Source organism: Bradyrhizobium sp. CCBAU 45389, from assembly GCF_028128625.1.
GTDB classification, from domain to species: domain Bacteria; phylum Pseudomonadota; class Alphaproteobacteria; order Rhizobiales; family Xanthobacteraceae; genus Bradyrhizobium; species Bradyrhizobium liaoningense_B.
The window spans coordinates 272,856-291,427 of record NZ_LBIY01000095.1 but is presented as its reverse complement, the minus strand read 5'-3'; the positions used below and the strand labels follow the sequence as shown (position 1 = coordinate 291,427).

The following is an 18,572-nucleotide window of genomic DNA, read 5'->3' as shown; positions in this document are numbered from 1 at the left end:
CGACATTTTTTTGTTGGGAGCAGCTCTCAGGACTGACCAGACAAGGATGCAGAAAGATGTCCGATCTCGCCGACCTCTATCCCGGCTTCGCCTCCGAATGGATCAACACCTCCTTCGGCCGCATCTTCGCCCGCGTCGGCGGCAAGGGCCCGCCGCTGCTGCTGCTGCACGGCTTCTCCGAGACCAACGTGATGTGGCACCGCGTCGCGCCGCAGCTTGCCGACAAGTTCACGCTGATCATCGCAGACCTGCCGGGCTATGGTTGGTCCGACATGCCCGAGAGCGATGCGCTGCACATGCCCTACAGCAAGCGCGCGATGGCGAAAGCCATGGTCGAGGCGATGGAGCAGCTCGGCCACGTGCACTTCGCGCTCGCCGGCCACGACCGCGGCGGCCGCGTCTCCTATCGCTTGGCGCTCGACCATCCCGGTCGGCTATCAAAACTCGCCGTGCTCGATATCCTGCCGACCTATAATTACTGGGAGCGGATGAACCGCGCCTATGCGCTGAAGATCTATCACTGGACCTTCCTGGCCCAGCCTGCGCCGTTGCCGGAGACGCTGATATCGAGCAATGGCGAGTTCTTCCTGCGCTTCAAGATGGCGAGCCAGACCAAGTCGAAGACGCTGGATGCGATCGACGAGCGCGCGCTCGAGCACTACATGGCCCCGTTCCGCGATCCCGCCCGCGTGCACGCGATGTGCGAGGACTACCGCGCCGGCGCCTATTTCGACTACGACCTCGACAAGGCCGATTTCGAGGCCGGCAAGAAGATCACGGTGCCGATGCTGGCGCTGTGGGGCAATGCCGGCGTGGCCCAGGCCGCCGCCACGCCGCTGGACACGTGGAAGCAATGGGCGACGAACGTTGACGGCGTGCCGGTCGATTCAGGGCACTTCCTCACGGAGGAGAACCCCGATGTCACCGCGAAGGCGCTGCGCGAGTTCTTCTCCGCGGGTTAACGCCGCTCCCGGAAGAACTCCTTGAGCAGCCGCGCCGCCTCGCTCTCGCCGACGCCGGAATAGACATCCGGCGCGTGGTGGCAGGTCGGCGAGGCAAAGAACCGCACGCCTGACTCGACCGCGCCGCCCTTAGGGTCGGCCGCGCCGTAATAGAGCCGCCTGACCCTTGCAAACGAGATCGCGCCCGCACACATGGTGCAGGGCTCCAGCGTCACGTAGAGGTCGCAGTCGACGAGGCGCTCGCTGCCGATCTTCTTCGCGGCTTCGCGCAGCGCGACGATCTCGGCATGGGCGGTGGGGTCGTGGTCGGTCAGCGTCCGGTTCGCCGCGGTGGCGACGACCTCGTTATCGCGGACCACCACGCATCCGATCGGAACTTCGCCCGCTTTTCCGGCATTTTCGGCCGCCAGAAGCGCCAAATCCATGAAAGAGGGGGCTTTCAAGCCTCGTATCATCGCCAGAAACCTGCTAGTAGCTCCGCCTTCAGCAAGAGTGAATACCGGTTTTGCCTGAGCATGCGGCTCGGAACGAGCGCGCACACTGCTTTCTGGCCACCCCTGAGTGAGATTATTCATGCCTCGCGACAGCGACAAAGACAACGATTCCCGCGGCCGGCGAGGCCCCTCCAGGGGACCGTCGAAGGGCCGTAGCGGCAAGCCGCGCGGTCCCGAGAAGAAATTCGCCAAGCGCGGCTTCGAGGGCAAGGGCGACCGCGACAGCCGTCCGCCCCGCGAGGGTCGTGAGGGCCGCCCCTTCCGCCGTCGCGAGGACGGCGATGCCCCGCGCCGCGATTTTTCTGACCGTCCGCGCTTCAAGCGCGACGACCGCGGCGGTGAGGAACGCAGCTTCAAGCCGCGTGGCGACCGTCCGTTCTCCGATCGCTCCTCGCGCGACGGCGAGAAGCGGCCGTTCAAGCCGCGCGGTGATCGCCCGTCCTATGGACGCGACGATCGTCCGCCGCGCAGGGATCGTGACGATGCCCGCCCCGCCGGCCGGACCGGTGACAGAAAGTTTGGCGACAACAAGCCCTATGCGCCGCGCGGCGACCGCCCGGAGCGCAAGTTCGACGGCGAGCGGAAGTTTTCGCGCGGCGGCGACCGCGGGCCGCGCGAGGATCGTGGCGAGCGCAGCTTCAAGCCGCGTGGAGACCGCCCGAATTTCGATCGCGGTGATCGCGCGCCTCGCGGCGAGCGTCCCGAACGCAAATTCGAGGACCGGAAGTTTTCGCGTGGCGGTGGGGATCGTGGGCCGCGCAAGGATTTCGGCGGCCGCGATCGCGGCGACGAAAAGCCCTGGCAGAAGCGCGATGATCGCCGCGAGGGCGGACGCGGCGAGGACCGTCCGCGCTTCTCGCGTTCGCGCGATGACCGCGCATCTGGCGATCGTCCGTTCCGCGATCGTCCGAAATTCGATCGGCCGCGTGATCGTGACAGCGAACGTGGTGACCGTCCGAAATTCGATCGTCCTCGCGAGCGCTCCGAGGGTCGCTCCGACTGGCACGAGCATCCGCGCAGCGAAGGCCGTTTCCGCGATCGTCCGCGCCGCGACAATGAGGACGACAGCAGGATCTTCGAGAAGCGTCCCGCCTTCGGCGGCCGCGGCGCCTATCGCGAGCGGGATCGGGATTTCGAGGGCCGTCCGCGCCGTGAGGAAGCGCCGAAGCCGAAGAAGGCCGGCGAGCGCATCGCCAAGGCGCTGGCGCGTGCGGGGCTCGCCTCGCGCCGCGACGCCGAGGAAATGGTCACGCAGGGCCGCGTCACCGTCAACGGCCGCGTCATCAACTCGCCGGCGCTCGACATCACGCCGAACGACGTCGTCCTGGTCGACGGCAAGCCGTTGCCGCCGCGCGAGCGCACGCGGCTGTTCCTCTATCACAAGCCGCGCGGCCTGATGACGACGCATGACGATCCCGAGGGTCGTCCGACCGTGTTCGACAATCTGCCCGAAGGCCTGCCGCGCCTGATCAGTGTCGGCCGGCTCGACTTCAACACCGAGGGCCTCTTGCTGCTCACCAATGACGGCGGCCTCGCGCGCACGCTCGAGCTGCCGGACACCGGCTGGCTGCGCCGCTACCGCGTCCGCGCCCATGGCGACGTCACCCAGGCGCAGCTCGATGAGCTCAAGAGCGGCATCGAGGTCGAGGGCGTCAAATACGGTCCGATCGAGGCGACGCTCGAGCGCGACCAGGGCGCCAATGTCTGGCTGGTGTTCGCGATCCGCGAAGGCAAGAACCGCGAGGTGCGCAACGTCTGCGCCCATCTCGGGCTCGAGGTGAACCGGCTGATCCGCGTCTCCTACGGCCCGTTCCAGCTCGGCGAGATCCCCGAAGGCCAGGTCGACGAGATCAAGTCGCGCGTGCTGCGCGAGCAGCTCGGCGACAAGGTGATCGAGAAATCGGGCGCCGAGTTCGACGTGCCCACAAAATCCGCCGGGCACGGTGACGATGCGCCGAAGACGCCGATGAAGCGTGCCGTCATCAACGACCGCAAGGGCCGCCGCGTGCTGGTGCAGCGCACCGGCAGTGAGGAGGCGCGTGAGCGCAACGAGATGGAGGCGAACGGCTACGGCCCGCCGCGCCGTCCCAAGCGTGGTTATCACGGCAAGCGCGACCTGACGCCGCGGGAGGACTAGCTTGCGCGTCGTCGGCGGCAGGTTGAAGGGGCGCAATCTCGCCTCACCGTCCTCGCGCGACATCCGCCCGACGGCGGACCGCCTGCGCGAGTCCGTGTTCAACATCCTCGTGCACGCCTATGACGATCCGATTCAAGATGCGCGCGTGCTCGATCTCTTCGCCGGCACCGGCGCGCTCGGCATCGAGGCGTCGTCGCGCGGCGCGAAGTTCACGCTGTTCGTGGACAATGGCGCGGAGGCGCGGGCGCTGCTGCGGAACAATGTCGAGTCGCTGGGTCTCGGCGGTGTGACAAAAGTCTATCGCCGCGATGCGACCGATCTCGGGCCCGCGCACCCCGTCGAGCCGTTCTCGCTGGTGTTCCTCGATCCGCCCTATGGCAAAGGTTTTGCGGAGAAGGCGCTGGCAAGCCTGCGCGACGGCGGCTGGCTGACACCAGACGCGCTGTTGGTGGTGGAAGAGGCCAAGGCCGCGCAGTTCGTGACGCCGGAGGGATACGAGGAATTGGAGCGGCGCGCTTATGACGATACGGAGTTCGTGTTCTTGAAGAGGCCGTAGTCTCGCTGCCGTAGGGTGGGTTAGCCGAAGGCGTAACCCACCACGTCTGTTTCCGCGCAAAAAGAAGAGGTGGGTTACGCCGAGCAGATGCGCTTCGCGCATCTGCAGGGCTAACCCACCCTACGGCGTCAAGGCGCCTTCACCGCCGCCCGAACAGCTTCTCCACATCGCTCAGCTTCAGCTCGACATAGGTCGGCCGGCCGTGGTTGCACTGGCCGGAGTTCGGCGTCTCCTCCATCTCGCGGAGCAGGGCGTTCATCTCCTCGGGCCGCAGCCGGCGGCCGGCGCGCACCGAGCCATGGCAGGCCATGGTGGCAGCGACGTGCATCAGGCGGCGTTCGAGAGGGAGCGCCTCGTCCCATTCGGCCATGTGCTCGGAGAGATCGCGGAGCAAGCCGCCCGCATTGGTCTTGCCGAGCAGCGAGGGCGTCTCGCGCACCGCGACCGCGCCGGGGCCGAAGGATTCGATGGCAAGGCCGAACGAAGCCAGCTCCTCGCTGCGCTCGAGTAGCCGCTCCACCGTCGCTTCGTCCATCTCGACGATCTCGGGGATCAGGAGGATCTGCCGCTGCACGCCGTTTGCGGCGAGCGAGGCCTTCAGCCGCTCGTAGACGATGCGCTCATGCGCTGCGTGCTGGTCGACGATGATGAGGCCGTCGCGGGTCTGCGAGACGATGTAGGTCTCGTGGATCTGCGTGCGCGCCGCGCCGAGCGGGCGGTCGACGAGGTCAGCCACCGGCTGCGTCTCGATCCGCACGTCGGCGCTGGGCGCGCCGACGTCAAACGCGGCCTGTACGCGCTCGGCGAAGGCGGGCGTGGCCGCGCCTTCGAAAGACGGCATCGGCGCGACCGGAGCGGATGGTGAGGCGCGCCAATCCCAACTCGCCGGACGCGGCGGTGTGAACGCGGGCCGGAACGAGGACAGCGCGCTCTCGCCGCTGTTGGCGGCGGTGCGGCGGCCCTCGCGTGCGAGCGCCTCCTTCAATCCGTGCACGATCAGGGCGCGCACGAGGCCGGCATTGCGGAAGCGCACCTCGGTCTTGGCCGGGTGCACGTTGGCGTCGACCTCGCGCGGGTCGAGCGTGACGAACAGCGCCAGCACCGGATGGCGGTCGCGCGGCAGATAGTCGGAATAGGCCGCGCGCACAGCACCCAGGATCAGCTTGTCGCGCACCGGGCGGCCGTTGACGAAGAGATATTGACCGAGCGCATTGGCCTTGGTCAGCGCGGGAGCCGCGGCATAGCCGGCGACGACGACGCCTTCGCGCTCGGCATGGACCTCGATGGCGTGGCTGCGGAATTCAGCGCCGAGGATATCGCCGAGCCGCGTCAGGCGACCGGCGGCGCCGGGTAGCGCGGCGGCCCAGGTCACCGGCGCGCGCTCCTCGCCCGCCAGCGTGAAGGCGACGTCGGGCCGCGCCATGGCAAGGCGCCGCACCACCTCGCGGATGGCTTCCGCCTCGGTGCGGTCGGTCTTCAAAAACTTCAGCCGCGCCGGCGTCGCATAGAAGAGGTCGTTCACCTCGACCCGCGTGCCATGCGCCAGGGCCGCCGGCATGATCTCGGATTTCTCGCCGCCCTCGACGCTGAGCGCCCAGGCATGCGGCTCGCTGGCGTGCCGCGTGGTGATCGAGAGACGCGCGACCGAGCCGATCGAGGGCAGCGCCTCGCCGCGGAACCCGAGGGTGCGGATCTGGAGCAGATCCTCGTCGTCGAGCTTGGAGGTGGCATGGCGCTCGACGGCGAGCGACAGGTCCTTCGCGGTCATGCCGCTGCCGTCGTCGGTGATGCCGATCCGCCGCCGCCCGCCGCCATCGGTGAAGACGTCGATCCGGCTCGCGCCGGCATCGATGGCGTTCTCGACCAGCTCCTTGACCACGCTCGCGGGCCGCTCGACCACCTCGCCGGCGGCGATGCGGTTGACGACCTGTTCTGGAAGCTGGCGGACGGGCATGAGGCTTACGATCTGGATTCGCTGACGGCGCTATTCTAGGCCGTGTTGCGTCAAAAGCATGTGTTGGGCAACAGAGTCGTGGCCGCCTGGGGAAGAGGGTTGCCTATCACATTGAAGACATTGGGCGTTCGAGAAAATCGCGCAACCGGGACGGACGGAGGTTCGGATACCGTCCTGATTGTGGGGTGCCGGGCTGCGGTGTAGCATCGTGAAAAAATGGCAACAGGACGGGAGGACGCCATGTGCCATCTCTTCGCGCACCAGCCCCAACGAGACTACGAATCCCAGACCCGCTCTTTGCGGATCGGCGGGCACTGCACCTCGATCCGGCTCGAGATGGCATTCTGGGACACGCTGGAGGAGATCGCGGCCAAGGAGAGCATGAGCCTCGGCAAGTTCCTGACCACGCTCTACAACGAGGTGCTCGACCACCACGGCGAGGTCAACAATTTCGCTTCGCTCTTGCGCTGCTCGTGTTTGATCTACCGCTCCCGGAGCGTCACGCCGGTCCAGGATTTCAAGGCAACCGTTGCGCCCATTCTCGACGCGGCCGAGTAGCTGTCCCAGGTCCGTAGCCCGGATGGAGCGCAGCGCAATCCGGGATTCGTGCCACAAGCGGCGGCGGCCCCGGATTACGCTGCGCTCCATCCGGGCTACGCGACTCCATCCACACCGTCATTGCGAGGAGCCCTTGCGACGAAGCAATCCAGAGTCTTTCGGCAGAGACATTTCTGGATTGCTTCGCTCCGCTCGCAATGACGCGGGAGAGAGCAGGGCTCAAATCTCCTTCTTCTGCATTGCCCCTGCAATGTAGTCCGCCTGCCGGATCGCCAGCGCGACGATGGTCAGCGTCGGGTTGCAGGCCGCGCCGCTGGTGAACTGGCTGCCGTCGGAGACGAACAGGTTCTTGACGTCGTGGCTCTGCCCGAACTTGTTGACCACGCCGTCGCGCGGCTTCTCGCTCATCCTGTTGGTGCCGAGATTGTGCGTGCTCGGATAGGGCGGCGTCGGATAGGTCACGGTGGCGCCGACGGCGTCGTAGACGGCGGCGCCCTGCTTGTAGGCATGCGCGCGCATCGCGACGTCGTTGGGATGATCGTCGAAATGCACGCTCGCGACCGGCTGGCCGAACTTGTCCTTCACGACGGGGTCGAGCGTGATGCGGTTGGTCTCCTGCGGCATGTCCTCACCGACCAGCCACATGCCGGCCATCCTGGGATAGCCGTCGAGCGCTGACGTGAACGATCGGCCCCAGGCGCCGGGATTGAGGAACGCCGCCATGAAGGGCAGGCCGATCGACAGCGTCTCCATCTCGTAGCCGCCGACGAAGCCACGCTTCGGGTTGTTGACCGACTCGTCGCGGATGATGCCGGCCATGGTGGTGCCGCGATACATGTGCACCGACCTCTCGAACACGGCATAGACGCTGCCGGTCATGTGCCGCATGTAGTTGCGGCCGACCTGGCCCGACGAGTTCGCCAGACCGTCAGGGAACATGGTCGAGGCGCTGTTGAGCAGCAGCCGGGGGCTCTCGATCGAGTTGCCGGCGACCGCGACGATGCGCGCCTTCTGGCGCTGCATGGCGCCGGTCTCGTCCGCGTAGACGACGCCGGTGACCTTGCCGCTGGCGTCATGCTCGATCTTGACCGCCATGCTGCTGGGTCTGACTTCGAGATTGCCGGTCGCCTCGCCCTTCGGGATCTCGGTGTAGAGCGTCGACCATTTCGCGCCGGACTTGCAGCCCTGGAAGCAGAAGCCGATCTGCTGGCAGGAGCCGCGCCCGTCGCGCGGCTGGCTGTTGATGGCCATGTTGCCGGTGTGCACGGTCTTGTAGCCGAGCTTCCTGGCGCCGGCCTCCAGAACCTTGAAGTTGTTGTTGCCGGGAAGTCCTGGAATGCCGTTGGTGCGGGTCACGCCCATCTTGTTCTCGGCCTTGGCGTACCACGGCTCCATCTCCGCGAGCGTCATCGGCCAGTCCAGGAGATTGGCGCCGGGAATGTTGCCATAGGCGCTCTTCACCCGGAACTCGTGCTCGTCGAAGCGCAGCGAGGCACCGGCCCAATGTGTCGTGGAGCCGCCGACCGCCTTGACGATCCAGGCAGGCAGGCCCGAAAAATCCTTGGCGACGCGCCACGTGCCGGATGTGGTGCGGGCATCGGTCCAGGCGAGCTGGGAAAAACTCTCCCACTCGTCGTTGACGAAGTCCTGGTTCTCGATGCGGGGACCTGCTTCCAGGATGACAACCTTGACACCCTTTTGCGCGAGCTCGTTGCCCAGCGTGCCGCCGCCGGCACCGGAGCCGACAATCACCACAACGCTGGAGTCGTTCAGATCGAATTTTGCCATATGCGTTCTCCTGAACCGTTGGGTGAGCTTAAGCCTTCGGCAGCCAGTCGATGTCGGCGAAGCCGCGGTTGATGTAGCCGCCATGCTCGGCGGAGGAGCCCTCGTAGCCGAAGCGCGGCCAGACCTCTTTCTGATTGTAGAGCGAGACGACGAGGTCGCCGCGCACCTTCTGGAAGAAGTCGCTTCCCTCGATCTCCTTCAGCAGCACTACGCGGTCGGCTTCCCAGGGCACCTCGGCATAAGCGAGCTTGTGGCGATCGCGCGCGTTCTGATCGAGCCGGCTGATGCCGTCGCTGATCAGCGCTTTGATGGCGGGATCCTTCGCCGCCTTGCCGTCCCACGGCTTGATCGCGGTGATGTAGTAGCTGTCGCCAAGGACATCGTGCGGATAGATGTCGCGCGCGACCTTCAGCAGCGTCTTCATGGTCGCGGGCGAGAGCGCGCTCGCATCATCGGCCCAGGCGCCTTCGATGCTGACGGCGACGCTGGTCGCGACCGTTACGACCGGCACGGCGGTCGCCGCGCCCTTGAGAAAGACGCGGCGGCTGTGCTTGCTTCGACGATCGACTTCTCTCATGGCATTCCTCCGTGGATTTTTATGATTTGGATTTTTGTGATGTGATCAGCCGAAGCGTCCGCCCCGCTGGATCACCTCGATCTTGTAGCCGTCGGGATCGCTGACGAAGAAGAAGCGCGCCAGCGTTCGGCCGTCATGCTTGAAGTCGCGCAGGGGTCCCGGTGCGAGCTTCTCGCGCTCGAAGCGGGCATGCTCGGCATCGAGGTCCTCGACCACCACGGCGAGATGCCCATAGCCGTCGCCGAGCGCGTACGGCTCCTTGCGATCGAAATTCACCGTCAGCTCCACCTCGAAAGGCGAGGAGGGGTGACGCAGATAGATCAGGGCAAAGTCGGAAAACTTCAGATGGTCGGCGACCTCCAGGCCAAAGGCGCGCCCGTAGAAGTCGAGCGAGCGCGCTTCGTCGAGCACGCGGATCATGGAATGGACTGGCTTTGCCATTCAGTTCTGCTCCTTGAGAAAGGCGATGATGGCGGCGCGAGTCTCCGGCTTGGCTTGCCGGTACACCATGGTCACGCCGGGAATGACAGCTTGAGGATTGCTCAGCCAGGCATCGAGCCGGGTCTCGTCCCAGGCAAAGTCCGCTTTCGACATCGCCTCCGAGTATTTGAAGCCTTCGGCCTTGCCGGCGGGCCGGCCGACGACCTTGACCAGGGGCGGACCCTGCCGCATCGGCTCCGACAGGCTCAAGGTGTGGCACACCGCGCATTGCTGCTTGAACAAGGTGGCACCATCCGGCGGCTTTGCGGCTGGCAACGGCATCTGCGCATCCGCAATCCGCACCACCAGCACCATCGCGGTGCACAATCCCAGCACGACCACGCGCATCGCCAAGAATCCGCCCATCTGCATCAACGAGGGCAAACACTAGGCGCGGCCAAACATGCGGTGGTAGTAGCGGGCTGTTTCGCCGCGCGCGTCGATGCTTGTGGCGTGTGGTGTTCCGCGCTGCCTTATATGCGGAGCACAATTCCGCGAAACCGCCGCGAAAACCCTAAACGATCACCACACGACGCGGCTTGCATCACCAACGCGCCGTTCGAACTCTCTACGCGATGAACCGGTCCGGTGCAGGCGAACGGCGCAGAAGGCAGCCGATCCGTTCATCGCGAAAAAATCCAGGAGATAATGGATGAAGTTGGTGAAGACCTCTGCAATCGCATGCGCTCTCGCGGCCCTCATTGCGACGCCCGTTCTCGCGCAAGGGACGTCGTCGGGCGCCAGGCCTGGCGGCACCGTGCAAAGCAAGCCCATGCAGGGCGGCGCGGCAGTCGGCGAAGATGAGGAGATGAATGCTCAGCCGGGCGCAGCGGGCGAGAAGGCCGGCATGAAGTCAACCAAGTCGACCCGAGGCGCGGTCGGCACCACGGGCAGCGCTGCGCGCAAGGGAACGGCCGACGATGCCGCGACGGGCGGCGCAGCCCCGTCCAAGCGTTACTAGTCAGCGGGTAAACCGGCAAAACTCCGGTCGCCTTGCGGCCGGAGTTTTTTGCCGCGCCTGTTAGTCGTCGAAGCGGCCGCCGCGTCCGGCCTTGACGTCACTGCGGCGCTTCTTGCCTTCGAGCCGGCGCTGCTTGGAGGCGAAGGTCGGCCGCGTTGCGCGCCGCGGCGTCGGCCGCACCATAGCCTCCTTGAGGATCTCGACGAGGCGGTCGATAGCGTCCTGGCGGTTGCGCTCCTGGGTGCGGAAGCGCTGGGCATGGATCACGATGACGCCGTCCTTGGTCATGCGCTGGCCGGCGATGCGGGCGAGGCGCAGCGCCGCATCTTCGGGCAGGGTCAGCTTGCGCGTGTCGAAGCGCAACTGGGCCGAGGTCGCGACCTTGTTGACGTTCTGCCCGCCAGGCCCGGAGGCGCGGACGAAGCCGATCTCGATGTCGTCCTCGTCGATGACGAGATCGCGGGATATCCGCAGCATGATGGCACCATTCGTGATGCCCGGACATATCGCGGACGTCCATGTTCGGCAATGGCGCTCCCAGCGAAATGCAAATGGCCGGGGCGAGCCCGGCCATTCACGAAGGCTATAGAGAAGAGATCAGTTCGACTTGGGCGCCGTGGCCGCGGGCTGCGCGGCGGCCTGCGGGGCGCGGCCGACGACGACCGTCAGCAGGCCCTGGCCCCAGAGCCGCTTGGCGGCCGCCTTGGCGTCGTCCAGCGTCACCGCATCGACGATGGCATTGCGCCTTTCGATGTAGTCGATCGGCAGCTTGTCCTGCTGGTACTGCAGCAGCGCCTGCGCCAGCTTGGAGGAGGTGTCGAGCGCCAGCATCTGCGAGCCCTTGAGGTAGGATTTGGCCTCGTCGAGCTCCTTCTGCGTCGGGCCCTCCTCGGCGATGCGGCGCACCTCCTTCTCGATGGCGTCGATGGTGTCGCCGGCGCGGTCGGCGCGGGTGCCGGTATTGCCGATGAAGACCGCCGAATGCTCCATCCACAACAGGGATTCGAACACCGAATAGGCGAGGCCCCGCTTCTCGCGGACCTCGCGATAGAGCCGCGAGGACAGTCCGCCGCCGCCCAGGATGTGGTTGACGACATAGGCCGCCATGAAGTTGGGGTCGCTGCGCTTCACGCCGGGGCCGCCGAAGGTGATCACGGTCTGCGGCACGTCGAGCGGCACGAAGGCGCGCTGCGGCGGCTTGGCCGCGTCGACGTCGGGCACCGGCACGAGATTGGCCTTGGCAGGCAGGCTGCCGAACGTGTGGTCGAGCAGCTTGCCGAGCGTCGCCGGATCGACGTCGCCGACAACAGCGACTTTCAGCCCGTCCCTGGCGAGCACGCGGCCGACATAATCCTTGAGGTCGGCGACCGTGATGGTCGGCACGCTGTCCAGCGTGCCGTTGCTCTGCCGGCCATAGGGATGATCGCCGAAGGCGACCTCCAGGAACTTGCGGCTCGCCAGTGATGACGGATTGGTGGTCTCGCGACGCAGGCCGGAGAGAACCTGGGAGCGGATGCGCTCGACGTCGACCGCGTCGAAATGCGGCGAGGTCAACGCCATCCTGAGCAGGTCGAAGGCCTCGTCCTTGTTGTCGCGCAGCATGCGCAGGCTGCCGCGGAAGCTGTCGCGGCTGGCGCTGAAGGAGAGCTCGATGGCGCGGCGGTCGAGCCGCTCGTGGAAGGTCTTGGAGTCGAGATCGCCGGAGCCCTCGTCGAGCAGGTCGCCGACCAGATTGGCGACGCCCGACTTGTCCTTGGGATCCTGGGACGAGCCGCCGGCAAAGGAATATTCCATGGCGATCAGCGGCACGGTCGCGTCCTGCACGAACCAGGCCTCGATGCCGCCGGGCGAAACCAGGCGCTGGATCTTTGCGGCCGCCTGCGACGGCGAGATCGTGGCGAGCGCGAGCGCCGCGCCGGTGGCGAGGGACAGTGCGAAGTGTCTTGCGCGAAGGAAGGGATAGGTCACGAACGCTTCTCCTCGCGCTTGGCGGCTGCAGTGTCCTTGATCAGATAGCCCGTCACCGAGCGCTTCTTCTCGAGCCATTTCTGCGCGACGGCGCGCACTTGCTCGGCGGTGACCGCGCGAATGCGGTCGGGCCAGCTCCTGATGTCCTCGATCGACAGGCCCGTGGTCAGCGCGCCGCCATACCAGCGCGCCAGCACGGCCTGATTGTCCTGGGCGTAGATCGCCTCGGCAATGAGCTGGGTCTTCACGCGCTCCAGATCCTCGGCGCGGATCGGGTTCTGCGCGATGTCGGCAATGACGCCGTCGACCGCCTGCTCGACCTCGGCGAAGCTGACGCCGGGTTTGGGCGCGGCCGAGATCGCGAACTGGGTCGGGTCGAGCGAGATGCTCGAATAGCTGGCGCTGGCGGAGACCGCGAGCGGCTTGTCGACGACGAGGGCGCGGTAGAGGTAGGAATTGCTGCCGCTGCCCATCAGCTGCGCCAGCACGTCGAGGGCCGCGCTCTCGCCGACTGCGGCCGTGGTTGCGGAAGGAACCAGATAATAGCGGCGCAGGCTCGGCTGCTCGACGCGCGGGTCGGCCAGCGTGACGGTGCGCGGGGCGGCCGGCTCCGGCTCCTGCGGGCGGACACGGCGGGCCGGGATCGCGGGCTGGGCCGGGATGGAGCCGAAATTGCGCTCGACCAGCGGGCGAATGTCGGCGGCCTCGACGTCGCCGGCGATCACTAGGATCGCGTTGTTCGGCGCGTAGAAGCGGCGGTAGAAGGCCAGCGCATCCTCGCGATCGAGCTTCTCGATCTCCTGGTGCCAACCGATCACCGGCCGGCCATAGGGATGATTGAGATAGAGCGCGGCCATGATCTGCTCGTTGAGCCGCGCCTCGGGATTGTTGGCGACGCGCATGTTGTACTCTTCGAGCACCACGTCGCGTTCGGGCAGCACGTTCTCGTCCTTGAGGATCAGGCCGGTCATGCGATCGGCCTCGAACTCCATCATGGTCGGCAGCTGCTCTTTCGGCACCCGCTGGTAATAGTTGGTGTAGTCGACCGACGTCGAGGCGTTCTCGTTGCCGCCGACGCGAAGCACGGTCTGGGAGAATTCGCCGACCGGATGCTTCGAGGTCCCCTTGAACATCAGGTGCTCGAGGAAATGCGCGAGCCCGGATTTGCCCGGCGTCTCGTCGGCCGAGCCGACCTTGTACCAGATCATCTCGGTGACCACGGGCGTGCGGTGGTCCGGAATGACCACGACCTGCATGCCATTGCTGAGCGTGAAGCTGGCGGGTGGTGCCGATGTCACCGTGGTCTGGGCAACGGCGGGGCCGGCCGACAGGACACTGGTCGAAAGCAGCACGGCAAGGAGGCAGGCAGCCGATCGGTTAGCGGACATCATGATCCTTATGACAGGCCGAGCCCGGATGTCCGGCTCGGAGGGCACGGCATGGTATACCGTGCGGCTGAGGCTTCGCGTCACGAAGCAGAGAACTCAACGCTTAGGCAAGTTACTGATAGGCAATTTATAGACCGCGTCCGGCGTGCAGCCGCCGCCGGCGCCGGATTGGCGTCTATCGGGATGTTGCGACGGACGAGGAACGCTATTGTTCCTTGTCCTTGCCCGACATGATGTCGAAATAGGTCCGCCGCGACTTGTCCGGCCCGGCGCCATAGGCGTAGTTCGGCGACGGCGTCTGGTAGCCCGGCGGCGGCTCGACCAGCGACTGGCGCGGCGGCTCCGACTCGAACTTCTTTTCCTCGGAGCCGTTGCCGCCCTTCATCATGTTCCACAGACCGCCGGAGAAACCGAGCTGGGCGGGGCTGAGCGAGGGGTTGCCGTTGGTGCCCGGCTGGATCGGATCGTTGCTCGTGCGCTCCGGGGCGGCGACCTGGCCGGCCTTCATCTCGGCGGGCGTCAGCGGCCGGGCGGCCTGCCAGCTCTCCGTCGCCTTGACGGCCTTTTTCCGCTGGGCGATCGCTTCCTTGCGGCGCTTCTCGTCAGGGTCCTTCGGCCAGTTCGGCGCGTTCTTGGCTTCGGTTCCGGCGGGCGGCGGCAGGTCGAGCTTGGGCGGCACCACCAGCGGCGAGCGCTCGCGGTACTCGATACCCTTCTTCTCCATGCTCTTGGCGCCGATGCCGGACATCAGGTTGTCGATGAGCTTCTCTTCGAAGGTCATGTCATCGTCATCGTCGCCGTCGTCGCCGGCGCGGGCCGCGCCTGCCGACATGACGAGACCGATGCCGACCGCGACGGCGGATAATTTCAATGCCCGCCAGAACCCCAACCGGGCATCGCGAACCATCGAACCGCTGGTCTTCGAGCTGCGCATCACTGTACCTGTTCCAAATTGTGGCAGTTTGCCGCTCGCTCGCGGCTTAAACCCTCGCAAAAGCAAGGTTCCACGTGCCGGTCGTATCGGCCGGGATCAGGGCGCTTTTGCGGCGGGTACCCCCAGGAAGGAATCATACAATAGCGCCGCCACCCCAGCAACGATGGCCACGTCCGCGAGGTTAAACACGTACCAATTATAGGTATTTCCACCGATTTCGATGTGAAACAGGGCGAAATCGACCACCGCGCCATAGGCCAGGCGGTCGATGCCGTTGCCGATGGCGCCCCCGATGATCAGCCCGAGCGCGATCGTGGCGAGCACGGTGTGCGACCGGGCCATCCAGATCGCCAGCGCGACCACCGCAATGGCCTTGACCGCCATCAGCGCGATCTGCGCCGCCTGGCCGTCGTTCTGGAGCCAGCCGAAGCTGATGCCGATGTTCCAGGCCAACACCAGGTCGAAGAACGGCGTCACCTTCACCACGCCGAGCCGGGCGAGGTCGAACACGTTGAGCAGCCAGAGCTTTGAGGCCTGGTCGAGGATGACCGTGACCACGGCCGTGATGATGCCGGCGCGGAGGGGGGTCATGCCAATGCCGTCGCCACATTGTCCGCCGTCGTCCTGGCGAAGGCCAGGACCCATAACCCCAGGCGGTCGTTGTTTGAGGGACTCGTGGTCATCAGCCTTCGTTGCAACTTGCGACGGTGGTTATGGGTCCTGGCTTTCGCCAGGACGACGCTAGATCAAACCCCAACCCCCAGCGCCTTCCATTCGCGCAGCGCCTTCGCGTCGCGCGGGGTGACGTCGGGATATTCGGGGTCTTCGCCGACCGTCGGCGAGATCTTCCAGGAGCGGGCGCATTTGGTGCCGACCGCCTTCTCGACCACGACGGCAACGCCGGGCACCGCATCGAGACGGAACGCCGATGCCGGCGCCTCGCCCTCACGCACCTCGTAGTTCGAGGTGATGCAGACCTCCGCCAGATCGGTGTCGAACAGCGTCATCAGCACGTTCCGGTCGGCGACATAGATCACCGGCGACGCCTCGAGCGAGGAGCCGATGTTCTTGGCGGCGCGTTCGAGCTCGAGCGCGCCGGTGACGACGCGGCGGACGTCGCGGATGATCTCCCATTTCGCGGCGAGCCTGTCGTCGAGGAATGCGTCCATTGCATCGGGGAAAACCGTAAGATGCACCGACGGTTCGGCCTGCGGCCTGTACATCCGCCAGGCCTCCTCGGCGGTGAAGCTCAGAATCGGAGCGAGCCACTTCAGGACGGACTCGCACAACAGATCGATCGTCGTCAGCGCCGCCCTGCGCGCCGGCGAGGACGGCGGATCGCAATACAGCGTATCCTTGCGGATGTCGAAGTAGAAGGCCGACAACTCGCTGTTCAGGAAAGCGGAGAGCGTGGCGACGACGGTCTTGTAGTCGAACACCGCGTAAGCCGAGCGGATGACGGCGGCCCGCTTGGCAAGCTCGTGCAGCATCAGCCGTTCGAGCTCTGGCATCTCGGCATGAGCGACTTTCTCGCTCGCCTTGAAATGATGCAGCGTTCCGAGCATCCAGCGGACCGTGTTGCGCAGCTTGCGATAGGTCTCGATGGTGTTCTTCAGGATCTCCGGGCCGATGCGCTGGTCGTCCGCGTAGTCGGTAGCGCAGACCCAGAGGCGCAGGATGTCCGCGCCCGAATCCTTGATCACCTTCTGCGGCTCGACGGTGTTGCCGATCGACTTCGACATCTTGCGGCCGTTCTCGTCGAGCGTGAAACCGTGAGTCAGCACGATGTCGTAGGGTGCGCGGCCGCGCGTGCCGGCGCTTTCCAGCAGCGAGGAGTGAAACCAGCCGCGATGCTGGTCGCTGCCTTCGAGATACATCACGGTGTCGTTGCCGCCGTCGACCTTGCGGACGATGTTGCCGAGCTGCGGGAAGTTCTGGCGGTCCTCGAGCACGAAGGCGTGCGTGGAGCCGGAATCGAACCAGACGTCGCAGATGTCGTCGACCTTCTTCCAGTCCTCACTAGCGCGCGATCCCAGGAAGCGCTCGCGGGCGCCGTCCATGTACCAGGCATCGGCGCCTTCCTCCATGAAGGCTTCGGTGATGCGCTGGTTGACGATCTCGTCCTGCAGGATCTCGGCCGAGCCGTCCGCCTTCTCGCGCACGAACACGGCGATCGGCACGCCCCAGGCGCGCTGGCGCGAGATCACCCAGTCCGGACGGTTGGCGATCATGCCGTTGATGCGGTTCTCGCCCGACGGCGGCACCCATTGCGTGACCGAGATCGCATGCAGCGCGCGGGCGCGCAGCGTGTCGCCCTTCTTCGCCTGGCCGTCCTCGCTGATGTCCTTGTCCATCGCGATGAACCATTGCGGCGTGTTGCGGAAGATCACCGGCTTCTTCGAGCGCCAGGAATGCGGATATTGGTGCTTGAGGCGGCCGCGCGCGAGCAGCTTGCCGCGCTCGATCAGGGCCTGGATCACGGCCTCGTTGGCATCGCCCTTCTCGCCCTTGTCGTTGAGCACGCGCTTGCCGGTGAAGCCGGGGGCCTGCGCGGTGTAGGCGCCGTTCTCGTCGACGGTGTAGGGGATCGCGGTCGGGATGCCGCGCGCATCGAGCTCGCGGGTGTTGGCCGTCCAGACGTCGAAGTCCTCGCGGCCGTGGCTCGGCGCGGTGTGCACGAAGCCGGTACCGGTGTCGTCGGTGACATGCTCGCCGGCGAGGAGCGGCACGATGAACTCGTAACCGCCGCCGAGGCCACGCAAGGGGTGGGCGCATTCGACGGCATCCAGCGTGTCGCCGGGAATGTCGCGCACCTTCTCGTAAGCCGTGACGCGCGCCTGCTTGAACACGTCCGCGGCCAGCGCCTCGGCCAGGATCAGGAGATCGCCGTTCCTGGCCCAATTGTCCGCCGGTGCATCCGTCACCTTGTAGAGGCCGTAGGCGATCTTCGGCGAGAACGAGATGGCGCGGTTGCCGGGCAGCGTCCACGGCGTGGTGGTCCAGATCACGACGCTGGCGGAAGCCAGCACGCCGTGAGCCGGCGAGGTCACCGGGAATTTCACCCAGACCATGTCGGAGGTGTAGTCCTCGTACTCGACCTCGGCCTCGGCCAGCGCAGTCTTCTCGACCACGCTCCACATCACCGGCTTGGAGCCGCGATAGAGCGTGCCGTTGGCGGCGAACTTCATCAGCTCGCGCGCGATCTGCGCTTCGGCCGGATAGCTCATCGTCTGGTAGGGATGATCCCAGTCGCCGATGATGCCGAGCCGCTTGAACTCCTCGCGCTGCACGTTGATCCAGTGCGTCGCATAGGCGCGGCACTCCTTCCGGAATGCCACCATCGCGGTGGAGTCGCGGAAGTCGGGCTTCTGCTTGCCCTTCTTGCGGTAGTTCTCCTCCTCGATCTTCCATTCGATCGGCAGGCCGTGGCAGTCCCAGCCCGGCACGTAATTGGAGTCGAAACCGAGCATCTGCTGGCTCTTGGTCACGACGTCCTTGAGGATCTTGTTCAGCGCGTGCCCGATATGGATGTTGCCGTTGGCGTAGGGCGGGCCGTCATGCAGCACGAATTTGGCGCGGCCCTCGGCTTCCTTGCGCAGCCTGTCGTAGAGGCCGATGTCGTTCCAGTATTTCAGGATCTCCGGCTCGCGCTGCGGCAGGCCGGCGCGCATCGGGAATTCGGTCTGCGGCAGGAACAGGGTTTTGGAATAGTCGTTGGCTTCGGTCTTTTGGGACTTTTGCGGCTTTTCGGACATGAGGATGACTGGCTCGGAAGGGCGCGGAAACGGATGGCGACTTGGAATCGCGGGGGTGAA

Annotated in this window: 17 protein-coding genes; 5 read left to right on the top strand and 12 right to left on the bottom strand. The window is 65.9% G+C overall.

Annotated features, from left to right (window positions below):
* Positions 1-56: 56 nt before the first annotated feature.
* On the top strand, positions 57-962 hold the full coding sequence (locus XH79_RS28430) for an alpha/beta fold hydrolase (protein ID WP_271583740.1): 906 nt from the start codon (positions 57-59) through the stop codon (positions 960-962).
* On the opposite strand, the gene XH79_RS28425 is transcribed toward XH79_RS28430, so the two are convergent.
* Entirely contained in the window at positions 959-1,417 is a 459-nt protein-coding gene (locus tag XH79_RS28425; protein WP_271583739.1) for a nucleoside deaminase, read from the bottom strand. The genes XH79_RS28430 and XH79_RS28425 overlap by 4 nt on opposite strands.
* A 118-nt stretch (positions 1,418-1,535) precedes the next feature.
* Here XH79_RS28425 and XH79_RS28420 point away from each other — a divergent pair, with 118 nt between their 5' ends.
* Positions 1,536-3,593 (top strand): pseudouridine synthase, encoded by a 2,058-nt coding sequence (locus tag XH79_RS28420; protein ID WP_271583738.1) that lies wholly within the window; start codon positions 1,536-1,538, stop codon positions 3,591-3,593.
* 1 nt (position 3,594) lies between these two features.
* Positions 3,595-4,149, top strand: a complete 555-nt coding sequence (gene rsmD, locus XH79_RS28415; protein WP_271583737.1) for a 16S rRNA (guanine(966)-N(2))-methyltransferase RsmD — start codon at positions 3,595-3,597, stop codon at positions 4,147-4,149.
* A gap of 139 nt (positions 4,150-4,288) precedes the next feature.
* Here rsmD and mutL read toward each other — a convergent pair whose 3' ends face one another.
* Positions 4,289-6,103, bottom strand: coding sequence for a DNA mismatch repair endonuclease MutL (gene mutL, locus XH79_RS28410; RefSeq protein WP_271583736.1), 1,815 nt, complete (start codon positions 6,101-6,103; stop codon positions 4,289-4,291).
* 240 nt (positions 6,104-6,343) lie between these two features.
* Between mutL and XH79_RS28405 the strand changes: the two genes are divergently transcribed.
* On the top strand, positions 6,344-6,661 hold the full coding sequence (locus tag XH79_RS28405) for a ribbon-helix-helix domain-containing protein (RefSeq protein WP_183242904.1): 318 nt from the start codon (positions 6,344-6,346) through the stop codon (positions 6,659-6,661).
* Between the two features lie 219 nt (positions 6,662-6,880).
* On the opposite strand, the gene XH79_RS28400 is transcribed toward XH79_RS28405, so the two are convergent.
* Genes XH79_RS28400 through XH79_RS28385 form a run of 4 tightly spaced genes read right to left on the bottom strand, consistent with a single transcriptional unit; the run spans position 6,881 to position 9,854 of the window.
* Positions 6,881-8,449 (bottom strand): GMC family oxidoreductase, encoded by a 1,569-nt coding sequence (locus XH79_RS28400; RefSeq protein WP_271583735.1) that lies wholly within the window; start codon positions 8,447-8,449, stop codon positions 6,881-6,883.
* A 28-nt stretch (positions 8,450-8,477) separates the two neighbouring features.
* Entirely contained in the window at positions 8,478-9,026 is a 549-nt protein-coding gene (locus XH79_RS28395; RefSeq protein ID WP_271583734.1) for a gluconate 2-dehydrogenase subunit 3 family protein, read from the bottom strand.
* Positions 9,027-9,071: 45 nt separating this feature from the next.
* A complete protein-coding gene (locus XH79_RS28390; RefSeq protein WP_212341882.1) occupies positions 9,072-9,467 on the bottom strand; it encodes a VOC family protein in 396 nt (131 codons plus the stop codon).
* The gene (locus XH79_RS28385) at positions 9,468-9,854 is read right to left on the bottom strand and encodes a c-type cytochrome (RefSeq protein WP_271583936.1); all 387 of its coding nucleotides are present in this window, start codon (positions 9,852-9,854) and stop codon (positions 9,468-9,470) included.
* A 304-nt stretch (positions 9,855-10,158) separates the two neighbouring features.
* Between XH79_RS28385 and XH79_RS28380 the strand changes: the two genes are divergently transcribed.
* Positions 10,159-10,467, top strand: coding sequence for a hypothetical protein (locus XH79_RS28380; RefSeq protein WP_212341878.1), 309 nt, complete (start codon positions 10,159-10,161; stop codon positions 10,465-10,467).
* A 60-nt stretch (positions 10,468-10,527) separates the two neighbouring features.
* Here XH79_RS28380 and arfB read toward each other — a convergent pair whose 3' ends face one another.
* The 6 genes from arfB to ileS all read right to left on the bottom strand — a co-directional run bounded on the left by arfB (position 10,528) and on the right by ileS (position 18,512).
* Positions 10,528-10,944, bottom strand: coding sequence for an alternative ribosome rescue aminoacyl-tRNA hydrolase ArfB (gene arfB, locus XH79_RS28375; protein ID WP_271583733.1), 417 nt, complete (start codon positions 10,942-10,944; stop codon positions 10,528-10,530).
* Between the two features lie 120 nt (positions 10,945-11,064).
* The gene (locus tag XH79_RS28370) at positions 11,065-12,435 is read right to left on the bottom strand and encodes a M16 family metallopeptidase (RefSeq protein ID WP_271583732.1); all 1,371 of its coding nucleotides are present in this window, start codon (positions 12,433-12,435) and stop codon (positions 11,065-11,067) included.
* A complete protein-coding gene (locus tag XH79_RS28365; protein ID WP_442869975.1) occupies positions 12,432-13,826 on the bottom strand; it encodes a M16 family metallopeptidase in 1,395 nt (464 codons plus the stop codon). Before XH79_RS28365 ends, XH79_RS28370 begins: the two co-directional genes overlap by 4 nt.
* Positions 13,827-14,028: 202 nt before the next feature.
* Positions 14,029-14,757 carry a hypothetical protein gene (locus XH79_RS28360; RefSeq protein ID WP_212342444.1) on the bottom strand — a complete coding sequence of 243 codons (729 nt, stop codon included), beginning with the start codon at positions 14,755-14,757 and terminating at the stop codon, positions 14,029-14,031.
* 96 nt (positions 14,758-14,853) lie between these two features.
* Complete coding sequence (lspA, locus tag XH79_RS28355) at positions 14,854-15,348, bottom strand: signal peptidase II (protein ID WP_212341873.1); 495 nt, start codon at positions 15,346-15,348, stop codon at positions 14,854-14,856.
* A 155-nt stretch (positions 15,349-15,503) separates the two neighbouring features.
* Positions 15,504-18,512: an isoleucine--tRNA ligase gene (ileS, locus tag XH79_RS28350; protein WP_271583731.1), complete on the bottom strand. Its 3,009-nt coding sequence runs from the start codon at positions 18,510-18,512 to the stop codon at positions 15,504-15,506.
* Positions 18,513-18,572: the final 60 nt, after the last annotated feature.